Below are 20,411 nucleotides of genomic sequence, written 5' to 3'. Positions count from 1 at the left end.
AAGTTTTCAATGTGCAGTTACAACTTCAATGTTGCAGTAAGGATTTCAATCAACCTCTTACACTTAAGTGTAGCATATGAAATGCAAAAAAGGAATAACACGAAATAAATTATAACAATTAGCGAAATAGAAAGCCGCAGATATATAATCATATCAGAAACTTTGGAAAGGAGATTCTTTTTTATGAATAAACTTTTTGATGAAAAAGAAAATCTGATCCAGCTTCTTGGAAATGTGGGATGCAGGGCAGATGACATCGCTGTTATACAAAAATTTATCAGAGAAGATGACTTTTGCGCTGCCAAACGCCTCTTGCGGCGTCATCGCGCTGAATTGCTTGAAAATCTTCACAAAAGCCAGGCGCAGATAGACTGTCTGGATTTTATTGTGTACCAGATGGAAAAGTGTAAGAAAGCAAAAAAATGAAAGGATGATTGCAACATGGAAGAATTAAAATTAACACAGGAATGGGACAAAGTATTTCCTAAAAGTGACAAAGTTGAACACAGTAAAGTGACATTCCACAATCGCTATGGCATTACTCTGGCGGCGGATCTTTATATTCCTAAAAATGTGGAAGGCAAGCTTGCGGCAATCGCGGTGTGCGGTCCTTTTGGCGCGGTAAAGGAGCAGGCGTCAGGACTTTACGCACAGACAATGGCAGAACGGGGCCTTTTGACAATGGCATTTGACCCTTCCTTTACAGGCGAGAGCGGAGGCAAGCCACGGTATATGGCTTCTCCGGACATCAACACCGAAGATTTTCAGGCGGCGGTAGATTTCCTATCTTTGCATGAAAAGGCCGATTCTGAAAGGATAGGTATTATCGGTATATGCGGATGGGGCGGTATGGCGCTGAATGCGGCAGCGCTGGATACACGGATCAAGGCGACAGTAGCATCTACCATGTATGATATGACGCGCGTCAACGCAAAAGGGTATTTTGACGCAGAGGATTCGGAGGAAGCCCGCTATGAGAAGAAACAGGCTATGAATGCACAGCGTCTGGAAGATTACCGGAGCGGAACCTATGCTCTGGGTGGCGGTGTAGTTGATCCGCTTCCGGAGGACGCGCCTTTCTTTGTAAAAGATTATCATGACTACTACAAAACAAAGCGGGGATATCATGCAAGATCCCTTAATTCCAACGGCGGATGGAATATAACGGGCTGCATGTCCTTCCTGAATCAGCCTATTCTTAAATACAGCAATGAAATCCGAAGCGCTGTACTGATCATGCACGGAGAAAAAGCCCATTCCTGTTATTTCAGCCGGGATGCTTATGCAGATATGGTAAAGGATAATCCATATGCTGATAACAAGGAACTGCTCATCATTCCGGGAGCAGTTCACACGGACCTTTACGACGGAGGCGGGAAAGGCGCGATCCCATTTGACAAAATGGAAGAATTTTTTACAGAAAATCTGAAATAATCTGCAGAAAGCAAAAGCGTCTGGCGGTATATACTGTCAGGCGCTTTTGACCTTTGCTGCTTTTGCCCGAAAGTTTGACAGTCATTGGCAGCCATAGTAAAATGAAGGAAAAATGTGCGTATCAGGAGGGAAAAATGAGGACAAGTCAGATTACAAGAGAGCAGGCACTGAAACTGCTGAAAACATATAACAAAGAGGAGTTCCATATTCAGCATGCTCTGACAGTGGAAGGAGTAATGCGCTGGTATGCAAAAGAACTTGGATATGGAGAAGAAGAGGAATATTGGGGAATCAGCGGCCTTCTGCATGATATTGATTTTGAATTATATCCGGAAGAGCATTGCAGGAAAGCCCCTGAACTTTTGAGAGACGGAGGCGTGGGTGAAGATATGATTTATACGATCTGCTCTCACGGCTATGGTATCTGCAGTGATATGGAACCTGTACATGAGATGGAAAAGGTTCTTTTTGCCGCTGATGAACTTACCGGCCTTATCTGGGCGGCAGCTCTGATGCGTCCGTCTAAAAGTGTAATGGATATGGAAGTTTCCAGCGTGAAGAAAAAATTTAAAGATAAAAGATTTGCGGCAGGATGCTCCAGGGATATCATCCGGACGGGAGCAGAGCGCCTTGGCTGGGAATTAAATGATCTGTTTGAAAAGACGATCCTCGCTATGCGCTCCTGCGAAGAAAGTATCCAAAAAGAGATGGAAACTATGAGATAATTTTTTAATGATTTTCTCTGTCGGCTAAGATTAGGTTTTACACGGGATTTCAAACATTAATAGGAAATCTCTATAACTTGGATGAGTATATAAACATAATCGATTTGTCGGAAAAATTATGTGTTGATATAATAAATATGTTCACAAAGCACATAAAGGAGGAAAATCATGAAAAAGAAATTGATCAGTGTACTGCTTACAGCTTCTATGTGCATGGCTCTTGCAGTGGGATGTGGAAGTCAGAGCAGTGATGAGGGGGAAGCATCAGAGGAAGGCGAAAGCGAAAAAATTACTTTTATGGTTCCGGACTGGGGCGTTCCGACAGATGAACAGCTTGCAGCATTCACAGAGGAAACGGGGATTGAAGTAGAGATTTCAGAAGTAGGCTGGGATGATATTCGCGAAAAGCTCGGAACAGCTGCCGCAGCGAACGAATGCGTTGCGGATGTGGTAGAAGTTGACTGGTCCTGGGTCGGTGAGTTTTACGCTGCCGGCTGGCTGGAACCTTTGGAAGTATCGGAAGAAGATAAAGCGGATATGCCTACCATTGATACATTTACCATTGATGACCAGGTACTGGCTATGCCATATGCAAACGACTACCGTCTGGCATACTACAATACAGAACAGTTTAAGGCTGCCGGTATCACAGAAGAGCCGCAGACATGGGATGACGTTCTGGAAGCTTGCCGTCAGTTAAAATCAACAGGTACAGTAGACTATCCATTTGCTATTGCATTAAATGCTGAAGAAAAAACAGCCACCTGTCTGATGTGGCTTGCGTACACTATGAATGGAGTTATATGGAATGACGATGGTACCTTTAATGAAGAGTCTGTTATGGAAGCGTTGAAGTATATGGAGACTTTGATCAACGAAGAGCTGGTTGCTCCGGAAGATAAAACATCATCAGGAATGGACGCTTATATGCGGATCTGCGGAGGAACTGCAAGCTTTTTGACGGGTCCGACTTCCTTCGTTTCCAGAAGTCAGAATGAAGAACTTTGCAGTGTTGTTGGACAGATCACTCCGATTCTGGTTCCAGGCAAAGATGGAAAAGCTGCACAGACAATGCCGCTGCCTGAGGCTATCGGGGTAAACAGCCTGTCAGAAAACAAAGAAGCTGCAAAGACATTTATCGAGTGGTATACATCTGCCGATATGCAGAAACAGTTAAATGAGACAAACAGTGCAATCCCGACACGCAACTCAGTTCTGGAAGAGCTGATCAACGATGGAACAATCCAAAATTCCGGAGCAATGCTGGAGCAGGCAAAGCTGGTTTCTTCACCATTCCCGAACGGTGTGCCGTCCTATTACGCAGAGATGAGCAGCGCTATGTATAATGCAATTAACAAAATGGCTCGCGGTGAGCTGAATGCAGAAGAAGCATATGCAGAAATGTCCGGTGCGCTGGAAGAACTTTTAAACGAATAATTTAGGAAGAAAAGATGAAAAAGAAATTATTTCCTTATTTGTTACTTACACCCATGATTTTAATCATGGGTGTGTTAGTGTTTTATCCCATTATTACAACATTCTCATACAGTTTAAAAAAGTGGAAGCTGACAGCACCAGGAGATATCCGATTTATAGGATTTAAGAATTATACTGATATTATTCAATCTGATTCTTTCTGGTACAGTCTGCAGAACACGATTTTCATTTTAGTAATTGTTGTTATCTTTACTACAGTTTTCGGCTGGCTGGTTGCCTCTTTTTTAAACATTAAAGTAAAGTGTTCCGGGCTGCTTTTGGCGCTTTCTGTCCTTCCATGGGCGCTTCCACCCTTTGTAAATGGAATTTTGTGGAGATTTGTATTTTTCTCCGGATATGGATTTTTAAATAAGCTTCTGATCGGGATCGGTCTTACAGATGAACCTGTTGAATTTCTAAGCTCCAGGTGGATGCTTCTTTTTGTACTGTCTATTGTGGTAGTGTGGAGAAGCGTGCCTTTTATGGCCCTGGTCTGCTTATCTGGAAGACAATCTATCCCTGAAGAACTTTATGAGGCTGCAAAAATAGACGGAGGTACAAAAGGGAACATATTCCGTCATATTACTATGCCTTTGATGATGCCCTTTGTGGCAGTGGGAGTGACCTCTACTTCCGTCACAGCTATCAATGTATTTGATGAAATTGTTGCTCTTTCAGGATATAGTGATCTTGGGAAAAACATCCTGATGGAAAGCTATCTGACAACCTTCAATTTCCTGAACTTTGGAAAGGGAAGCGCGATGACATATATTGTTATGCTGTTTGCTTTAATTCTTGGAATCTTCTATCTTAGAAGTTTGAACAAGGAGGTGGAGTATTGATGAAATATTTTAGAAAGGGCGGCTATATTCTGGCACTTGTTTTATTTCTGATTTTTACAGTAGGTCCCTTTATCTGGACATTTATTTTATCTGTGACTCCTGATTACAGCATGTTTTCACCGGACAGTAACCTGCTGCCAGACAAGATCATATGGGATAATTACAGGGAGTTGTTTTCCGGCGGACAAAGAGGCGCCAGATTTTTTACAGGTATGTTTAATTCTCTGAGAGCTGCTGCCATTACACTGGTTATTGGGATTCCAGTTGCTTTGATGAGCGCTTATGCTCTTGGACGAATGCAGTTCAGAGGAAGAAAAGCAATCAAAAATATTCTTTTGATTACAATGGTGATTCCGGTGATGGCGACGATCATTCCTCTGTATCGTATGTTTGCTGACGCAAGGCTTCTTGACAATATTTTCTGGCTTTCTGTCGTATATGTCAGTTCTTACCTTCCCCTTGCAGTCTGGTTGATTTCCAACTATTTTGCAACTATTCCAAAAGAATTGGAAGAGGCGGCCTTAATTGACGGCTGCGGAAGAACAGCTACATTTTTTCGCATTATGCTTCCTTTGTCTGCTCCGATTATTTTGTCTATTTCGCTGATCATGTTTTTGAATACCTGGAGTCAGTTCCAGATTCCTTTGATCTTGGCTTCTTCTATGGAGACAAAGCCGATGGCCATCGTGGTATCAGAATTTGTTACGAAGGATACCATTCAGTACGGCCTTGTAGCGGCGGCAGGTATGATCGCATTGATTCCTCCTGCACTTGCAGCGCTGGTTTTCCGGAAATATTTGGTATCGGGGATGATGAAAGGTTCTGTAAAAGGGTAGTACAGGAAAAGCTTTTCTGTACATAGAAGAGAAATTCAGATATAATTAGAGCTCAATGATGAGAAAAGTCGGAGGAAATTTCGGGAAATTACTGAAAAAGGACAAAGAAACGATACTATGAAAGCCAGAAGTAAGGAAAACTACAGGATTTTAAACAGGGACGCCATAAAATACATCGCCGCATTTACCATGCTCTTGAATCACATTGCGTTGATCTGGATGAGGCCGGAAAGCTTTGTGGCAAATATATTTGAGAATATCGGATATTTTACGGCGATTACGATGTGCTATTTCCTGGTAGAAGGGTTCTACTGTACCAGATCAAGAAAAAGATATGCCTTCCGGCTGTTCCTGTTTGGAGTGATCTCGCAAATACCATATGATCTGGCTATCATAAAACGGGCGCCGGAAGGTACAGCGCGTCTGAATATGATGTTTACCCTTCTGATCTGCTTTTTGATCCTTCTTGCCCTGGAAGTGATATCCAATGAAATTCTTCTCGTTCTGACAATTGGAGGGCTGCTTGGACTGTCCGTTTTTTGCGACTGGTCACTTTTGGCTCCGGGATTTACCCTGTTGTTTTGGTGGGCGTACGGACTGAAGAGAGAAACAAAAACAGCCTTTGCAATTTCTGCCGTTTTGCTGGGATTATTTCATTTGTCCGGCGGGATTTTGTCTGCTCTGGGAAGCATGGCGGGAGGAGCCCTTTCCGGGGTGGTGATCGTCTGTCTCTACAATGGGAAACGGGCAGAGAAGGGAAAGAAGTTTTCCAAATGGTTCTTCTATTGGTTCTATCCGCTGCATCTTCTGATCTTAGGAATTTTGCGGATTGCAGGAGAACAGGGCCGGATATAAAGAGAGGGTAAGGAAAGGCAGGAATTAGTATGGTAGAATGTATGATTGTCGGCGCCGGAGGGTTTATCGGAGCGGTGTGCAGATACTTGATCGGATTGATCCCACTGGAACAGGGATCTGTATTTCCGGTGAAAACCTTTGCGATCAATGTACTGGGATCTTTTGTGATCGGAGTTATAGCAGCGCTGGCAGCAAAGGACAGTTGGCTGGATCCGCAGATCGTCCTGTTTCTGAAAGTAGGGATATGCGGAGGTTTTACGACATTTTCCTCTTTTGCATTGGAAACGGCGGATATGTTGAAAAGCGGCAGCGAAGCTACAGCAGTTTTGTATGTATCCCTAAGTATGGTAATCGGTGTGGCTGCCGTATTTGCCGGTCAATGGGCTGTAAATTATATGAAATAATAAAAAGCGAAAATAAAATTGTGTTTTTTCTGTGATAAGTCTTGATTAATTTCCACCGAAATTTATAATAGTTTACGGAGAAACAGTTTACGAGGAAACTATTATAAGTTTGGCGGAAAGGAGAGCAAGATGAGAAAGAATGCAGAGACCTGGATGGGGATCCGCGCAGTACTCAGATTATATGAGAAAATGCTAAGAAAAGTATGTGCCCGACATCAGTTGACCGGCACAGAGGCAGATGTGATCGGATTCCTGCATAATAATCCGGGAAAAGACACAGCAGCGGATATTGTAGAGCTTAGAGGTCTTTCCAAGGGTGCTGTTTCCAAAGCGGTCGATTCTTTGATACGGAAATCTATGTTAGAGAAAATTCCGGACAAGAAGGACCGCCGGAAGCAGCACCTTTGTCTGCGCTCGGAGGCACAATCTGTAAGAGAAGATATTGAGTCAGTGCAGGAAGAATTTTGGGATACTGTGCTGGAAGGCTTTACGGCCGCGGAGCTTGAAGGATATGAACAGTTTAAAAAGAAGCTGTTGAAAAATATAGAACAGGCGACAGAAAGGATGAAAGACAATGAATCATAGAGAAAATGCACAGCCAGCGTCAGATAAGGAATTTCTGGGAACGGATCCGATAGGAAAGCTTTTGTTCCGTCTTGCAGTTCCTACTGTCATCGCACAGCTTATCAACATGCTCTACAATATTGTAGACAGAATCTACATTGGCCACATTCCGGAGATTGGAGCGACGGCACTGACAGGTGTGGGCGTATGTATGCCCCTGATCATGATCGTATCAGCTTTTGCAGCCCTGGTTGGATACGGCGGCTCACCAAGAGCATCTATTTTCATGGGAAAGAAAGATAATGAATCTGCAGAAAAAATACTGGGAAACTGTTTTGTTGTCCAGGTCATTATTTCTCTGATCCTGACGGCGGTACTTCTTATATGGAACCGGGATTTGCTCATGGCTTTTGGAGCCAGCCAAAATACCATTGAATATGGCGTAAACTATATGAATATTTATGCCCTTGGAACGATATTTGTAGAGTTGACTCTTGGCATGAATGCATTTATTACAGCCCAGGGATTTGCAAAGACCGGAATGATGTCTGTTTTGATCGGGGCCGTAGCGAATATTATTTTGGACCCGATTTTTATTTTCGGATTTGATATGGATGTCAGAGGAGCTGCTCTTGCCACTATTATTTCACAGGGACTTTCCTGTATATGGGTTGTTTCTTTTCTGTGCGGAAAAAAGACATTCCTGAAGATCAGAAAGAAAAATCTGATCCTTGTTCCCAGGTTTATCCTTCCCTGTCTTGCTCTCGGAGTATCCACTTTTGTGATGCAGGCAAGCGAGAGTGTTATTTCGGTATGCTTCAATTCATCTCTGCAAAAATATGGGGGAGACATTGCAGTGGGGGCTATGACAATTCTGACCAGTGTCATGCAGTTCGCCATGCTTCCACTTCAGGGACTTGGGCAGGGAGCGCAACCTATTATCAGCTATAACTATGGTGCCGGCAATGCTGTCAGGGTACAAAGTGCTTTTAAATTACTTTTGAAAGTCAGCCTTTGCTATTCTGTGATTCTGTGGCTGCTTGTTATGCTCCTTCCGGGAGGGTTTGCGGCAATGTTTACCACAGATGCTGCTTTAATGGAATTTACAAAAACAGCTCTGCGCATCTATATGGGAGCGATGTTCCTTTTCGGAATCCAGGTTTCCTGTCAGATGACTTTTAACGCCCTTGGAAAAGCGGTAGAATCCATTGTCGTAGCGGTTATGCGGAAGTTTGTGCTTCTCCTTCCGCTGATCTATATTATGCCGCGTATTTTTTCTTCAGATCCGACAACGGGCGTTTATACGGCAGAACCCATTGCGGATGTGATCGCAGTAACTTTTACAGCAATACTCTTTTCTATACAGTTTAAGAAAGCGCTTTCAAAAATGAAAAAACAGTGTTAAGAAAGTGCTAAGATTTTGTTAAAAACTGTCAAATTATTCTTTTAAGCTTTTCTGAAAGTGCTAAAATAATCATTTGTGAAAACAGCTACAAATGATGACGGAGTGTTGCAATATGACAGAAGAACAAAAAGTGAGCAAAACGCCGTTCCTCCTTGTTGGTGTAGATATAGGATCCACTACGACGAAGCTGGCGGTAATGACAGAAGACATCCTATCGTGGTGCGCAATTCGGACAATCCTGCGAAGCGCTGGAACCTTCCTTTTGATGCGCCATTGTTTCACTGGTATAAGGACGAGGACCGGAACCGGCAGCTCTGTCTGTATATGAAAGAAACGTTCCGGATTTCGGCAGATGAGACTATGGCGGCAATCGAAGCAGGAGATACGGCGCAGAAACAGTTCCATAAAGAACTGACAGAGGCCGGAAAAAAGGTATGCGAGGATGTAAAGAGTAAGGGAACCTATGCGGTTATTTTGGCCTCCCGCCCCTACCAGAACGATGCGCTTGTTAATCACGACCTTCCTGATATGTTCACGAAGCTTGGGATCCCGGTACTGACAGCGGACTCTCTTCCGGAGATTAATCATGTGGAGCTGAAGAAGAGCAGGCTTGATGTTGTCAATAATTATCATGCCAGAATGCTCTCATCGGCGGTTCTGGCTGCAAAAACAGATTATCTGGAATACGTACAGCTGGTCAGCTTCGGGTGCGGTCACGATGCTTATCTTTCTGATGAGATCATCCGTCTTATGAAAGAAATATCAGGTAAGATACCCTTGATCTTAAAGCTGGACGAAAGCGATATTCAGGGCCCTCTGCGCATCCGTATCCGTTCTTTTACAGAGACGGTAGACATGCGACGCAGAAAGGAGAGCCGGCCTAAGATCCATTCGCTTTCGGATCCTTATCCTGTCAAATACACAAAGCAATCCCGCAAAGAAAAGATTGCTTTGATCCCAAATACTTCCCATGCCTTCAGCAGACTGATGGCAGCGGCCTTTGCCGGACAGGGAGTGAGAACAGAATCCCTGGCTGTGGGACGTGAAGAGGCGATCCGCCTTGGAAAGCAGTACGTACATAACGATATATGTTTCCCGGCACAGATTGTAATAGGCGAAGCCCTTGCCACTTTGAAAAGCGGAAAATATGACGGGGACGAAGTGGCTATCGGAATGGGAAAATATGTAGGAGACTGCCGTCTGACCCACTACAGCGCGCTGCTTCGCAAAGCGCTGGACGATGCAGGATATCCCCAGGTTCCGATTCTGACTAATGATGACAAAGATTCCCACAAGCTTCACCCCGGCTTTCACATGAATCTTTTTACTGCAGTTAAGATCGCCTTCGGCCTTCCAATGATCGATGTCCTCGAAGAGCTTTTAAGGAAAATCCGTCCTTATGAGAAAGAAAAGGGAAGTGCTGATCAGGCATTTGAGAAGGCCTTGGATGAGGTGATCAGGGGACTGGAGAGAAGAGGAATCTCCGGGGCCAGGCAAGGATTTGAAAAGGCCATTGAAATCATGAAAGATATTCCCTATGACCGTTCGGAAAAAAGACCGCAGGTATTGATCGTGGGAGAGTATCTTCTGAATTTCCATCCCGGAGCTAATCATGATATTGAAGCATATCTGGAGAAGAACGGGTTTGAGATCATTGAGGCCAGAATGACAGATGTCATCCGGAAAACCTACTTTTATCAATATACCCAGATCCGGGAATACCGCCTGAAAAAGCCTCTGGCAGACAAAGTCTGGCTCCGTACGGCGAATCAGGCTTTTGAGATCGCCCATGATGTGACAGATAAGATTGCGGCAAGACATCCGCTTTATACGCCGGCCTGCAGGCTGCCGGATCTTGTGAAAGACAGTGATCCTATTATCCATCATACCTTTGATGCAGGGGAGGGCGTCCTGATACCGGGAGAAATCCTGCATCATGCAAAAAAAGGCTGCAGAGCCTTTGTAATCCTTCAGCCTTTTGGATGCCTGCCTAATCATGTGGTGGGGCGGGGAATTACGAAGAAATTAAAGGAGATTTATCCGGATGCCCAGATTCTGCCCCTGGACTATGATCCCGACGTCAGTTTTGCAAATATAGAGAACCGGCTTCAAATGCTGGTTATGAGCTGTAAAAAGTAAATAAAGTCAGGCAGCGGCGCTTCGTGCCGCTGCTTTTTCTGTACATACAGTAAAACATCGGGTATAATAAATACAAATCTGTCTTATGATAACACCCGGCAGGAAAAGAAAAGGAGGCAGCTATGGTGAGAGAAGAAGAATCCTTTTTGCAGGATGTGACAGAAAAAATTAAAAAGAGAATAGAAAAAATAGATCAAACCCTTCTTACAGGACAAAAAGAGATCGAAAACATGCACGACTATTACTGGGAAAATTATACGGAAATGGACCAGTACGGATATGAAGACTACGACAATCAGCAGGCTCTTCTTAGCCAGGTAAATGCCAATCAGGAAGCGGCTAAACAGAAGCAGCGCTTTTTGAAGATGTTGGATTCTCCATACTTCGGCAGAGTAGATTTCGTATATTCAGGGGAAACAGAAAAGGAACCTTTTTATATAGGAATTGGAAATTTTGCAGAGGAGGCGGGAAGTATCCCCCTCATCTATGACTGGCGGGCCCCTGTGGCAGGTCTTTTCTATGATTATGACAAAGGAGAGGCTTCTTATGAAGCTCCTGCCGGAGTTATGACAGGGGAGATCATTTCAAAATGGCAGTATAAGATCAGAAACGGCAGGATGATATATGCTTTTGAAAGCGACACAAAAATCGACGATGACATTTTGAAAGAAGAACTTGGAAGCAGCAGTGACGTCCAGCTGAAAAATATTGTACGGACGATCCAGAAGGAACAAAACGCTATCATCCGGAACCAGAGGGATAAGATCCTGGTGATCCAGGGAGCGGCAGGCAGCGGGAAAACCTCGGTAGCGCTCCATCGGGCGGCCTATCTTCTGTATCACGACAGGAAGAATCTGAAGGCATCAGATATCCTGATCCTTTCGCCCAACAGTGTTTTTGCGGATTATATTTCTCACATCCTCCCGGAACTGGGAGAGGAAAATATCCAGGAAATGAGTTTTGATCTCTTTGCTTACAGGGAGCTTAGGGGAATCACGGATGACTGCGAAGACCGATATCATCATCTGGAGCGGATGATGAAATATCCGGATGCGGAGCAAAGCAGACGCTTTCAAAAAAAGCAGTCTTCAGAGTTCATCGGGGAAATGGAAGGATTTCTGGCCATTTTAGAGGACAGATTGATGGATTTTAGGGAAGTCTCATTTCGGGGAATAAAAAAGACAGAAGAAGAGCTTATCCGCCTTTTTTATTTTAAGTTTCAGGATCTTCCGCTGCTTGCCAGGATGGATGCCGTACGGGAATACGTAGTGGACGAGTATGAGACCCTGTATGGGAAAGAACTTACCGAAGAAGAAGCAGAAGCGGTGAAAGCCCAGTTTGACCGTTCCTATGTGACAAAAGATATCTATCAGATCTACAGCTGGTTCCTGGAAGACAACGGTTATCCGCCATTGCCGGATATTTCTCTGGGACAGAGAATGACAGAATATGAAGATGTATATGGCTTGCTGTATCTGAAATATCGTCTTCTTGGCAGAGGAAAGCACCGACGGATCAAACATCTGATCATCGACGAAATGCAGGATTACTCCTATCTGCAGTATGTGATCCTTGACATGCTGTTTGACTGTAAGATGACAATCCTTGGAGATAAGGCCCAGACACTGGATGAAACTGTGCATGATGTATGCACGTTTCTCCCCGGAATCTTCGGAAAGAAGATGCGGAAGATCACCATGAATAAGAGTTACCGGAATACGGTGCAGATTGCATCTTATGCGGCACAGTTTTCATCGGATCCGGATGTGGAACTTTTAGAAAGACAGGGAAAGGAAGTGGAGGAAAGACAGTTTCAGAAAGAGGATGATCTGCTGGAGGCAATCCTGGAGGCAGTGAGCGCAGGAGAAGAAATGTTTGAGACAGCGGCAGTTCTGACACGGACGGAAGAGGAGGCCGAGGATATTTACCATATCTGGAAATCAAAAGGAGTTCAGGTTTCCTATATAGACAGGAACAGTACCTCGTTCCGGAAGGGGCTTACCGTGACAACATTTTATATGGCTAAAGGACTGGAATTTGACCAGGTTTTTGCGGTGAAAGACAGAAAAGAGACGCCTCTTGATAATCAGGCGGCCTATATTTCAGCAACAAGAGCCCTCCATGAGCTGTATGTATTTTCTCTGTGCTGAATCGGTGAGAAAGAACTAAGCCGGAACAAAAAAGGGAGGAAGGAAAGATGGGACAGGACAAAGAAACGAGAGGGGAAGGAGAGCCGGACAGAATCCGAAAGCAGTTTGATTTTATACGGGAAATCGACAAGGAGAAGTTTATCGGGCGTCAGACCTATCTCACAGACGGAAACCGAAAAGAAAATGATGCGGAACATGCATGGCATATGGCGATCATGACCTTTCTTCTGGCAGAATATTCCAACGAAGAAATTGATGTTTTAAAGACCATGGCAATGCTCTTGATCCACGATATCGTGGAAATCGACGCAGGCGATACCTATGCTTACGATGAAGAGGCCAAGAAGACGCAGAAAGAGCGGGAAACACGGGCGGCGGATCGTATATTCGGGCTCCTTCCCGGGGATCAGGAAAAAAAACTGAAAGATCTGTGGCAGGAATTTGAAGAGGGCAGAACAAAGGAAGCTAAATTTGCCCGTACCATGGATAATCTTCAGCCTATTATGCTGAATGCAGCCACAGACGGGAAAGCATGGGAGGAGCATCAGGTACATCTTTCGCAGATATTGAAGCGCAACGAAAAAACGGCAGACGGTTCCCGTTTTCTCTGGAAATATGCATATGAAAATTTTATTGAACCCAATGTGAAAATGAAGAAAATTCAAAGTGAAAAGTCAAAGCAATAATAAAGGAGGAAAAGAAAATGGATGGAAAAGCGATGTACAAATTAAGCTATGGGCTCTTTGTGGTGACAGCCAGAGAGGGAGAAAAGGATAACGGCTGCATCACAAACACAGCGGCACAGGTGACAACAACGCCGAACCGCATTACTCTTGCCGTAAATAAGGGAAATTACACTCACGATATGATTGTAAGGACAGGAGTCTTCAATGTGTCTGTCCTGTCGGAGAAAGCATCCTTTGATACTTTCAAACACTTTGGGTTCCAGAGCGGAAGGGATGTTGACAAATTTGCAGATTACGAAAAGACCGGAAGATCTCCAAACGGACTTTATTATGTGACAGACGGAACTAATGCCTGGCTTTCTGCAAAGGTCGTTGATACAGTGGATCTGGGAACCCATACGCTGTTCCTTGCAGATGTGACGGACGGAGAAGTATTGTCTGATGATAACTCGGCTACCTATTCTTACTACCAGTCCAACATCAAACCGGCTCCGGCAAAGGAGGAGAAGAAGGGCTGGAGATGTAAAATATGCGGTTATATCTACGAAGGAGAGATACTTCCAGAGGATTTCGTCTGTCCGATCTGCAAGCACGGAGCGGCTGACTTTGAGAAAATATAGCGCAAATATAAAAAACGGGCAAGTATAAGGAAAGAATAATGCCGTCAGGGGATGATAAAAATGACAATGTATGAATTGATCTTGAAGAAAAAGAGAGGCGGAGCGCTTACTTCCGAGGAAATAAACTGGATGGTCCGGGAATATACAAACGGATGCATTCCGGATTATCAGATGTCAGCCATGCTGATGGCAGTCTGTTTCCAGAAAATGAACACCGAAGAGACAACAGCGCTGACGCTGGCTATGGCGGACAGCGGTGACAGAATGGACCTTTCTTCCATAAAAGGGATCAAGGTGGATAAGCACAGCACAGGGGGCGTCGGAGATAAGACCTCCCTTGTACTGGCGCCCCTTGTGGCTTCGCTGGGGATCCCGGTGGCAAAAATGTCCGGGAGAGGGCTGGGACACACGGGAGGAACCATTGATAAACTGGAAAGTATATCAGGATTTCGCACTTCTTTATCAGAAGAAGAATTTCTGAAAAACGTGGCGGACATTCATATAGCAATTGCAGGACAGACCAAAAATCTTGCACCGGCAGACAAAAAACTCTATGCGCTCCGGGATGTTACCGGAACCGTAGATAATCTCTCCCTCATTGCCAGCAGTATCATGAGTAAGAAACTGGCATCCGGAGCAGATGCTATTGTACTGGATGTGAAAGCCGGCGACGGCGCTTTTATGAAGACGCCCGGGGAAGCAAAGGCTCTTGCGCGGATGATGATCCAGATAGGAGAAAAGGCGGGAAAGGCCATGACAGCAGTGATTTCGGATATGAATCAGCCGCTGGGAAATGCGGTAGGCAATGCGCTGGAGCTTGAGGAAGTCATTGCCACACTCAAAGGACATGGACCAGAGGATCTGACAGAACTTGTCTTTACTTTAGGGGCCTGTATGCTTCTGTCAGCAAAAGCAGCAGACAGTATGGAAGATGCCGAAAAGAAATTGCAGGACGCCCTTTTTTCCGGAAAGGCTTATGGAAAATTCCTGGAGTTTGTAAAGGCTCAGGGCGGTAATACGGATCAGGTTGAGGATCCCTGTCTTCTTCCGCAGGCGTCTCTTCGTATGGAGGTATATGCGGACAGGGAAGGATTTGTTACAGGAATCCATACGGAAGAGATCGGAAGGATCTGCCTGCTTCTTGGCGGCGGAAGAGCCGTAAAAGAGGATCCGATCGATCCGGCCGTGGGCATTGTCCTTCATCGTAAGATCGGAGATTTTGTCAAAAAAGGAGATTCCATTGCCACGATCTGCGCAAATGATAAAACAAAGTGCCAGGCGGCAGGAGACCGGCTGAAAGCAGCCTACGAATACGGCGACCGGTCTTTAGAGGAAAGAAAGATCGTGTACGAAGTGATTCATTAGATTGCCATATGTTGTTCATATTTTCAGAATGCCCCACATAGATTAGATAGAAAGCTATGTGGGGCATTTGCCATGAAAAAGAACAGAAATGAGGAAGACAGAGTAATCGGACGCATGGCAGAGGCAGCCGGTGTGCCAAAAGAACTGGTACTGGGCGTACCTGTTCTTCATATAACAGGAAGGGAAGAAATAAGACTGGAAAATTATCGGGGCATACAGGAGTATACAGAGGAACTGATCCGGATCCAGACAAGAACAGGACAGATCCGGCTGACAGGCAAAAGGCTCAATGTTGAGTATTATACCAATGACGAGATGAAGGTCACAGGTTGGATTCAAAGTATTGAATATCTATAGGGGGCAGAAGAGTTGCTTTTATCCATGATCCGCTTTTTGCGGGGCTATATAAAAATAAGAGTATCCGGGTATTCTCCGGAGCGGTTTTTGAACGCCTGCAGCCACAAAGGTATCTGTCTGTGGGGACTTAAACCGGTCCGGGGTGCTTATGAGATGTATACAGATGCCAGGAGTTTAAAGAAGATGAAGGCAGTCCTTAAAAAGACCGGAACAAAGGCAGAGATTACAGGCCGGTATGGACTTCCTTTTTTTTTACACAGATATCGGAAAAGAAAGGTGTTTTTTGCTGGAATTTTCTTTTGTGCCGCATTGATCTATATTTTCTCTCTTTTTATATGGGAAATTGATATCGAAGGAAATTTAAGAAGAACAGATGAAGCTATTCTCTCTTTTCTGGATTCCGAGGATGTCCGGCACGGAATGCCTGTAAGCAAAGTGGACTGCAGCAGGATCGCATCCAGGATCCGCGAGGAGTACAGCGATATCATATGGGTTTCTGCTTCCATTCAGGGGGCAAAGCTGGTGATCCGGGTAAAGGAAAATGAAGATCTGTCGCAAGAGGAACCGTCGGCAGACAGTGAAGAGAAAGCAGAAGATTCGAAAAAAGGCACGGATCTGGTTGCCGACAGGGATTGCACGATTGTATCCATCGTGACCCGTAACGGTATACCGGCTGTAAAAGCGGGCAGCAAGGTAAAGAAAGGAGATATCCTGGTGTCCGGCAGGGTGGAAATGAAAAATGATGCCGGAGAAGTGACAGGTTACCGCTACAGAGAGGCAGACGCCGATATTAAAGGAGAATATATACAGCAGTATGAAAATACGGTGGAAAGAGAATATCCTGTTAAAGATTATATAAAAGAGAGGAATCAGCCTGTAAAAAAGAGTCAGTGGTATTTAAGGATCGGGCCATGGACCGCCTCCCTTGGGAGCATTGAAAACAAGTACGAGAACTGTGAATACCGCGCTTGGGAAAAGGATCTTAAACTGGGAGATTCCTTTATTCTTCCGGTATCCTTTGGAGAAAGAGAGGTAGTTCCCTACAAAACCCACAGAGAAAGTCTCACGGATGAGGAAATCCAGCAAGACTTAAGCCGGGCATTTGCGCTCTGGTGTGAGGAACTGGAAAAAAAGGGGGTAGAAATTATCAGGAATGATGTTAAAATATACACAGAGCAAAAAAAAGCGTCTGCCAAAGGCAGTGTGACCCTCCAAGGAGAGGTCGCCGAAAAAAGGGATACGGAAATCCTGCCGGATCCGGAAAGGGAGACGCTTGAGACAGAAAGGGAAAATCAGAATGGGAATGATTGAAATGACGATAGATATCCCGGCAGAATATCAGATACATGTATTCGGGCAGTTCGACAGCTTTGCAAAGAAAATCGAACGCGCCCTCCATGTCACTTTGATTCCCCGGGGAGATACGGTGAAAATACTGGGAACGGAGCCGCAGGCGAAGAAGGCAAAAAGTGTTCTGGAACAGCTGACTGCTCTGGCGGAAAGAGGAAATGAAATCCTGGAACAAAATGTAGATTATACCCTGTCTCTTGCCATGGAAGACCAGGAAGAACAGGTATTGGAGATTGACAGGGATATGATCTGCCAGACCATTCAGGGAAAACCGGTAAAGCCAAAGACGCTGGGACAGAAAAAATATGTGGATGCGATCCGGAATAAAATGATCGTGTTCGGTCTTGGACCGGCAGGTACCGGAAAGACCTATCTTGCGATGGCGATGGCGATTACAGCTTTTAAGAACAACGAGGTGGGGAGGATCATTCTGACCCGTCCTGCCATTGAAGCCGGGGAAAAGCTTGGATTTTTGCCGGGGGATCTGCAAAGCAAGATCGATCCCTATCTGCGTCCGCTTTACGATGCGCTTTACCAGATCATGGGAGCGGAAAGTTTTTTGAAAAATTCGGAAAAAGGCCTGATCGAGGTGGCGCCCCTTGCGTATATGAGAGGACGTACTCTTGACAATGCCTTTATTATTCTTGACGAGGCTCAGAATACGACTCCGGCACAGATGAAGATGTTTTTGACAAGAATCGGTTTCGGCTCTAAAGTTGTCATCACCGGAGATGCAACGCAAAAAGACCTTCCGTCCGGCCAGATTTCCGGTCTGGATGTTGCTACGGCAGTCGTACGTAACCTGGAGGATATCAGTATCTGTAATCTTACCAGCAAAGATGTGGTACGTCATCCGCTGGTACAGAAGATCGTAAAAGCATACGAGGAGTACGAATCCAGGGAGAACCGCAGAAAAAAAGGCAAAGATCGGAGGAGAAAATAAATGTCTTTGTTCTATGAGGAAGAAGGGGAGAACACGCTCCCCCTTGCATGTGAAGAGCTGGCGAAAGAAGTGGTAGATGTAGCCCTTGATTATATCGGCTGTCCCTATGAAGCCCAGGTGAATCTTCTTCTCACTACAGATGAGCAGATCAAAGAAATGAACCGGGATTTCCGTGGCATTGACCGGCCTACAGACGTTCTGTCTTTCCCCATGGTGGAATATGAAATACCCGGAGAGTTTGATTTTCTGGAAGACCAGGAGGATTGTTTTGATCCGGAAAGCGGAGAACTGGTACTGGGTGATATTGTCATATCCAAGGATAAGGTGATGGAACAGGCAAAGGCTTACGGACATTCAGCCAAAAGAGAATTTGCTTTCTTAATCGCTCATTCTGTGTTACACTTAACAGGATATGATCACATAGACGAGGAGGAACGTCTTGTGATGGAAGAAAAGCAGCGGGCAATTCTGGAAAGACTGAATATTCTGCGTTAAGGATGAAATCAGCGAGGAATTACCGAAGAGATAGAAGAAACATGGAGCAACGATATGTCGGATAAGAAAAAAGGAACTAATTTTTTGATGCAGGGAACGATCCTTGCGGCAGCGGCTATGATCACCAAGATCGTGGGACTTGCGTACCGCATACCGCTGACCAATATTATGGGGGCAGAGGGAAACGGCTATTACGGCGTTGTCTTTCAGGTGTACAGCCTTGCATTGATGCTGACATCTTACAGCCTTCCCATGGCTGTATCCAAACTTGTATCGGCCCGTGTTGCGTTAGGGCAGTATAAAAATGCATACCGGGTTTTCAAAGGCGCGATGACTTTCGGTATTCTTTCCGGCGGCATTGTGTCGGCAATCGTCTTTTTTAATGCCAGATTTATCTCAGAAGAGATTATGAAGATGGGACTTAGTATCTATGCATTGAGAGTTCTGTCGCCCTGTATATTGATCGTAGCGATCCTGGGCGTACTTCGGGGCTTTTTCCAGGGATATGGGACCATGATCCCTACAGCCATATCCCAGGTGGCAGAGCAGCTCATTAATGCCATTGTCAGTGTAGTGGGGGCTTACCTGCTGATGCAGACGGGACGGAGCATGGCAAGCGGAGAAGCAAAAGAATCTTACGGCGCTGCCTTTGCGGCGGCAGGAGGAACGCTGGGTACTGTAATAGGAGCGCTCACCGCACTTTTATTTCTTCTGTTTGTTTTTACCGCATATAAAACACGTCTGAAACGTCAGATGCGCAGGGACCGGACAAGAAGGCTGGAAAGCCGGAAGACCATTTACAAAGTTCTTCTTCTGACAATTGCCCCTGTTATTTTAAGCGCAACAGTTTACAATATCAGTAATCTGATCGATCAGACCATGTTTTCCAATATTATGGCGGCTCAGGGAATGGCGGAGAAAGAATATTCCAGTCTCCTGGGACTGCTCAACGGACAGTATGACACTATGACGAATATTCCTTTAAGTGTGTCCAGCGCTTTGGCGGCATCTTTTATGCCGAGTCTTGTTGCTACAATGCAGACGGGAAACCGTAAGCAGATACACAGCAAGATCAATATGGTGTCCCGGTTCAATATGCTGATCGCCATTCCCTGTGCAGCCGGATTTATTACGTTGTCAGGTCCGATCCTGAATCTTCTTTATTTCAATCAGGACAATGCCATACCGTCGCTTATGCTTCGGATTGGCGGTATTTCCGTTGTATTTTTCTGCCTGTCAACTGTGACAAACGCTGCTTTGCAGGGCTTGGACCGTATGGCAGCTCCAGTGAAAAATGCTGCTATTTCACTGGTGATACATGTCGTTGCTCTGTTTATTATGCTGGTGGTATTTAAGTGGGAAATCTATTCCATTCCAATCAGCAAAATTATTTTTGCCGGCTCCATCTGCATATTAAATGCCCATGATCTCAGAGGGGCGTGCGGATATATGCAGGAACAGAAGCAAACCTTTGTCATCCCTACGATCGCATCTGTGATCATGGGCGCTGTTTCTTTGCTGGTACATCTTTTATGCGTATTGTTTATCGGAGAGATGGCGGCTGCTGTTATTGCAATTATTGTGGCAGTAATTGTGTACGGTATTGCGTTGGTAGTGCTTGGCGGAATTACGGAAGAAGAAATTTTATCCGCTCCGAAAGGGGCTACCCTTGTAGCGATATGCAGAAAACTGCATCTTCTGAAGGGGCGGTACCGTTAACAGGGATATCGCTTCACAAAAATGTATAAATTTGAAGAAAAAGACC

21 protein-coding genes are annotated in these 20,411 nt (G+C 45.0%); all 21 read left to right on the top strand.

Annotated features, from left to right (window positions below; translation table 11 throughout):
* The first annotated feature begins 183 nt into the window (after positions 1–183).
* A complete protein-coding gene (locus WJ238_RS06670; RefSeq protein WP_230106196.1) occupies positions 184–426 on the top strand; it encodes a hypothetical protein in 243 nt (80 codons plus the stop codon).
* A gap of 15 nt (positions 427–441) precedes the next feature.
* Positions 442–1,434: an alpha/beta hydrolase gene (locus WJ238_RS06665; protein ID WP_316270431.1), complete on the top strand. Its 993-nt coding sequence runs from the start codon at positions 442–444 to the stop codon at positions 1,432–1,434.
* A 134-nt stretch (positions 1,435–1,568) separates the two neighbouring features.
* On the top strand, positions 1,569–2,159 hold the full coding sequence (locus WJ238_RS06660) for a hydrolase (RefSeq protein ID WP_230106194.1): 591 nt from the start codon (positions 1,569–1,571) through the stop codon (positions 2,157–2,159).
* A gap of 168 nt (positions 2,160–2,327) precedes the next feature.
* Positions 2,328–3,596 (top strand): sugar ABC transporter substrate-binding protein, encoded by a 1,269-nt coding sequence (locus WJ238_RS06655; protein ID WP_230106193.1) that lies wholly within the window; start codon positions 2,328–2,330, stop codon positions 3,594–3,596.
* 14 nt (positions 3,597–3,610) lie between these two features.
* Positions 3,611–4,477 (top strand): carbohydrate ABC transporter permease, encoded by an 867-nt coding sequence (locus WJ238_RS06650; RefSeq protein WP_230106192.1) that lies wholly within the window; start codon positions 3,611–3,613, stop codon positions 4,475–4,477.
* Positions 4,477–5,313 (top strand): carbohydrate ABC transporter permease, encoded by an 837-nt coding sequence (locus tag WJ238_RS06645; RefSeq protein WP_230106191.1) that lies wholly within the window; start codon positions 4,477–4,479, stop codon positions 5,311–5,313. Before WJ238_RS06650 ends, WJ238_RS06645 begins: the two co-directional genes overlap by 1 nt.
* 117 nt (positions 5,314–5,430) lie before the next feature.
* Entirely contained in the window at positions 5,431–6,168 is a 738-nt protein-coding gene (locus tag WJ238_RS06640) for a TraX family protein (protein WP_230106190.1), read from the top strand.
* Between the two features lie 29 nt (positions 6,169–6,197).
* Complete coding sequence (crcB, locus tag WJ238_RS06635) at positions 6,198–6,572, top strand: fluoride efflux transporter CrcB (protein WP_230106189.1); 375 nt, start codon at positions 6,198–6,200, stop codon at positions 6,570–6,572.
* A gap of 129 nt (positions 6,573–6,701) precedes the next feature.
* Complete coding sequence (locus tag WJ238_RS06630) at positions 6,702–7,157, top strand: MarR family winged helix-turn-helix transcriptional regulator (protein WP_230106188.1); 456 nt, start codon at positions 6,702–6,704, stop codon at positions 7,155–7,157.
* Positions 7,147–8,541, top strand: a complete 1,395-nt coding sequence (locus WJ238_RS06625) for an MATE family efflux transporter (RefSeq protein ID WP_230106187.1) — start codon at positions 7,147–7,149, stop codon at positions 8,539–8,541. Before WJ238_RS06630 ends, WJ238_RS06625 begins: the two co-directional genes overlap by 11 nt.
* 112 nt (positions 8,542–8,653) lie before the next feature.
* Complete coding sequence (locus WJ238_RS11960; protein ID WP_524536993.1) at positions 8,654–8,869, top strand: hypothetical protein; 216 nt, start codon at positions 8,654–8,656, stop codon at positions 8,867–8,869.
* A complete protein-coding gene (locus tag WJ238_RS06620; RefSeq protein ID WP_524536992.1) occupies positions 8,815–10,680 on the top strand; it encodes an acyl-CoA dehydratase activase-related protein in 1,866 nt (621 codons plus the stop codon). The genes WJ238_RS11960 and WJ238_RS06620 overlap by 55 nt, the downstream gene beginning before the upstream one ends.
* A 122-nt stretch (positions 10,681–10,802) precedes the next feature.
* Positions 10,803–12,830 carry a HelD family protein gene (locus tag WJ238_RS06615; protein WP_230106185.1) on the top strand — a complete coding sequence of 676 codons (2,028 nt, stop codon included), beginning with the start codon at positions 10,803–10,805 and terminating at the stop codon, positions 12,828–12,830.
* Between the two features lie 47 nt (positions 12,831–12,877).
* Positions 12,878–13,516, top strand: a complete 639-nt coding sequence (locus tag WJ238_RS06610) for an HD domain-containing protein (RefSeq protein WP_230106184.1) — start codon at positions 12,878–12,880, stop codon at positions 13,514–13,516.
* A gap of 17 nt (positions 13,517–13,533) precedes the next feature.
* Positions 13,534–14,136, top strand: a complete 603-nt coding sequence (locus WJ238_RS06605; RefSeq protein ID WP_230106183.1) for a flavin reductase — start codon at positions 13,534–13,536, stop codon at positions 14,134–14,136.
* A gap of 60 nt (positions 14,137–14,196) precedes the next feature.
* Positions 14,197–15,501, top strand: coding sequence for a pyrimidine-nucleoside phosphorylase (locus WJ238_RS06600; RefSeq protein WP_230106182.1), 1,305 nt, complete (start codon positions 14,197–14,199; stop codon positions 15,499–15,501).
* A 72-nt stretch (positions 15,502–15,573) separates the two neighbouring features.
* Positions 15,574–15,858 carry a YabP/YqfC family sporulation protein gene (locus WJ238_RS06595; RefSeq protein ID WP_230106181.1) on the top strand — a complete coding sequence of 95 codons (285 nt, stop codon included), beginning with the start codon at positions 15,574–15,576 and terminating at the stop codon, positions 15,856–15,858.
* Between the two features lie 24 nt (positions 15,859–15,882).
* A complete protein-coding gene (locus WJ238_RS06590; protein WP_337606482.1) occupies positions 15,883–17,169 on the top strand; it encodes a sporulation protein YqfD in 1,287 nt (428 codons plus the stop codon).
* On the top strand, positions 17,156–18,151 hold the full coding sequence (locus tag WJ238_RS06585) for a PhoH family protein (RefSeq protein WP_230106179.1): 996 nt from the start codon (positions 17,156–17,158) through the stop codon (positions 18,149–18,151). Before WJ238_RS06590 ends, WJ238_RS06585 begins: the two co-directional genes overlap by 14 nt.
* Entirely contained in the window at positions 18,152–18,646 is a 495-nt protein-coding gene (ybeY, locus tag WJ238_RS06580) for an rRNA maturation RNase YbeY (RefSeq protein WP_230106178.1), read from the top strand.
* A 54-nt stretch (positions 18,647–18,700) separates the two neighbouring features.
* Complete coding sequence (locus WJ238_RS06575) at positions 18,701–20,365, top strand: putative polysaccharide biosynthesis protein (RefSeq protein ID WP_230106177.1); 1,665 nt, start codon at positions 18,701–18,703, stop codon at positions 20,363–20,365.
* Positions 20,366–20,411: the final 46 nt, after the last annotated feature.

It is taken from the genome of Claveliimonas sp. (genome assembly GCF_037273965.1).
In the GTDB taxonomy this organism is placed as follows: Bacteria; Bacillota; Clostridia; order Lachnospirales; family Lachnospiraceae; genus Claveliimonas; species Claveliimonas bilis.
The sequence above is the reverse complement of the archived record's forward strand: the minus strand, read 5'-3'. Positions and strand labels throughout refer to the sequence as shown.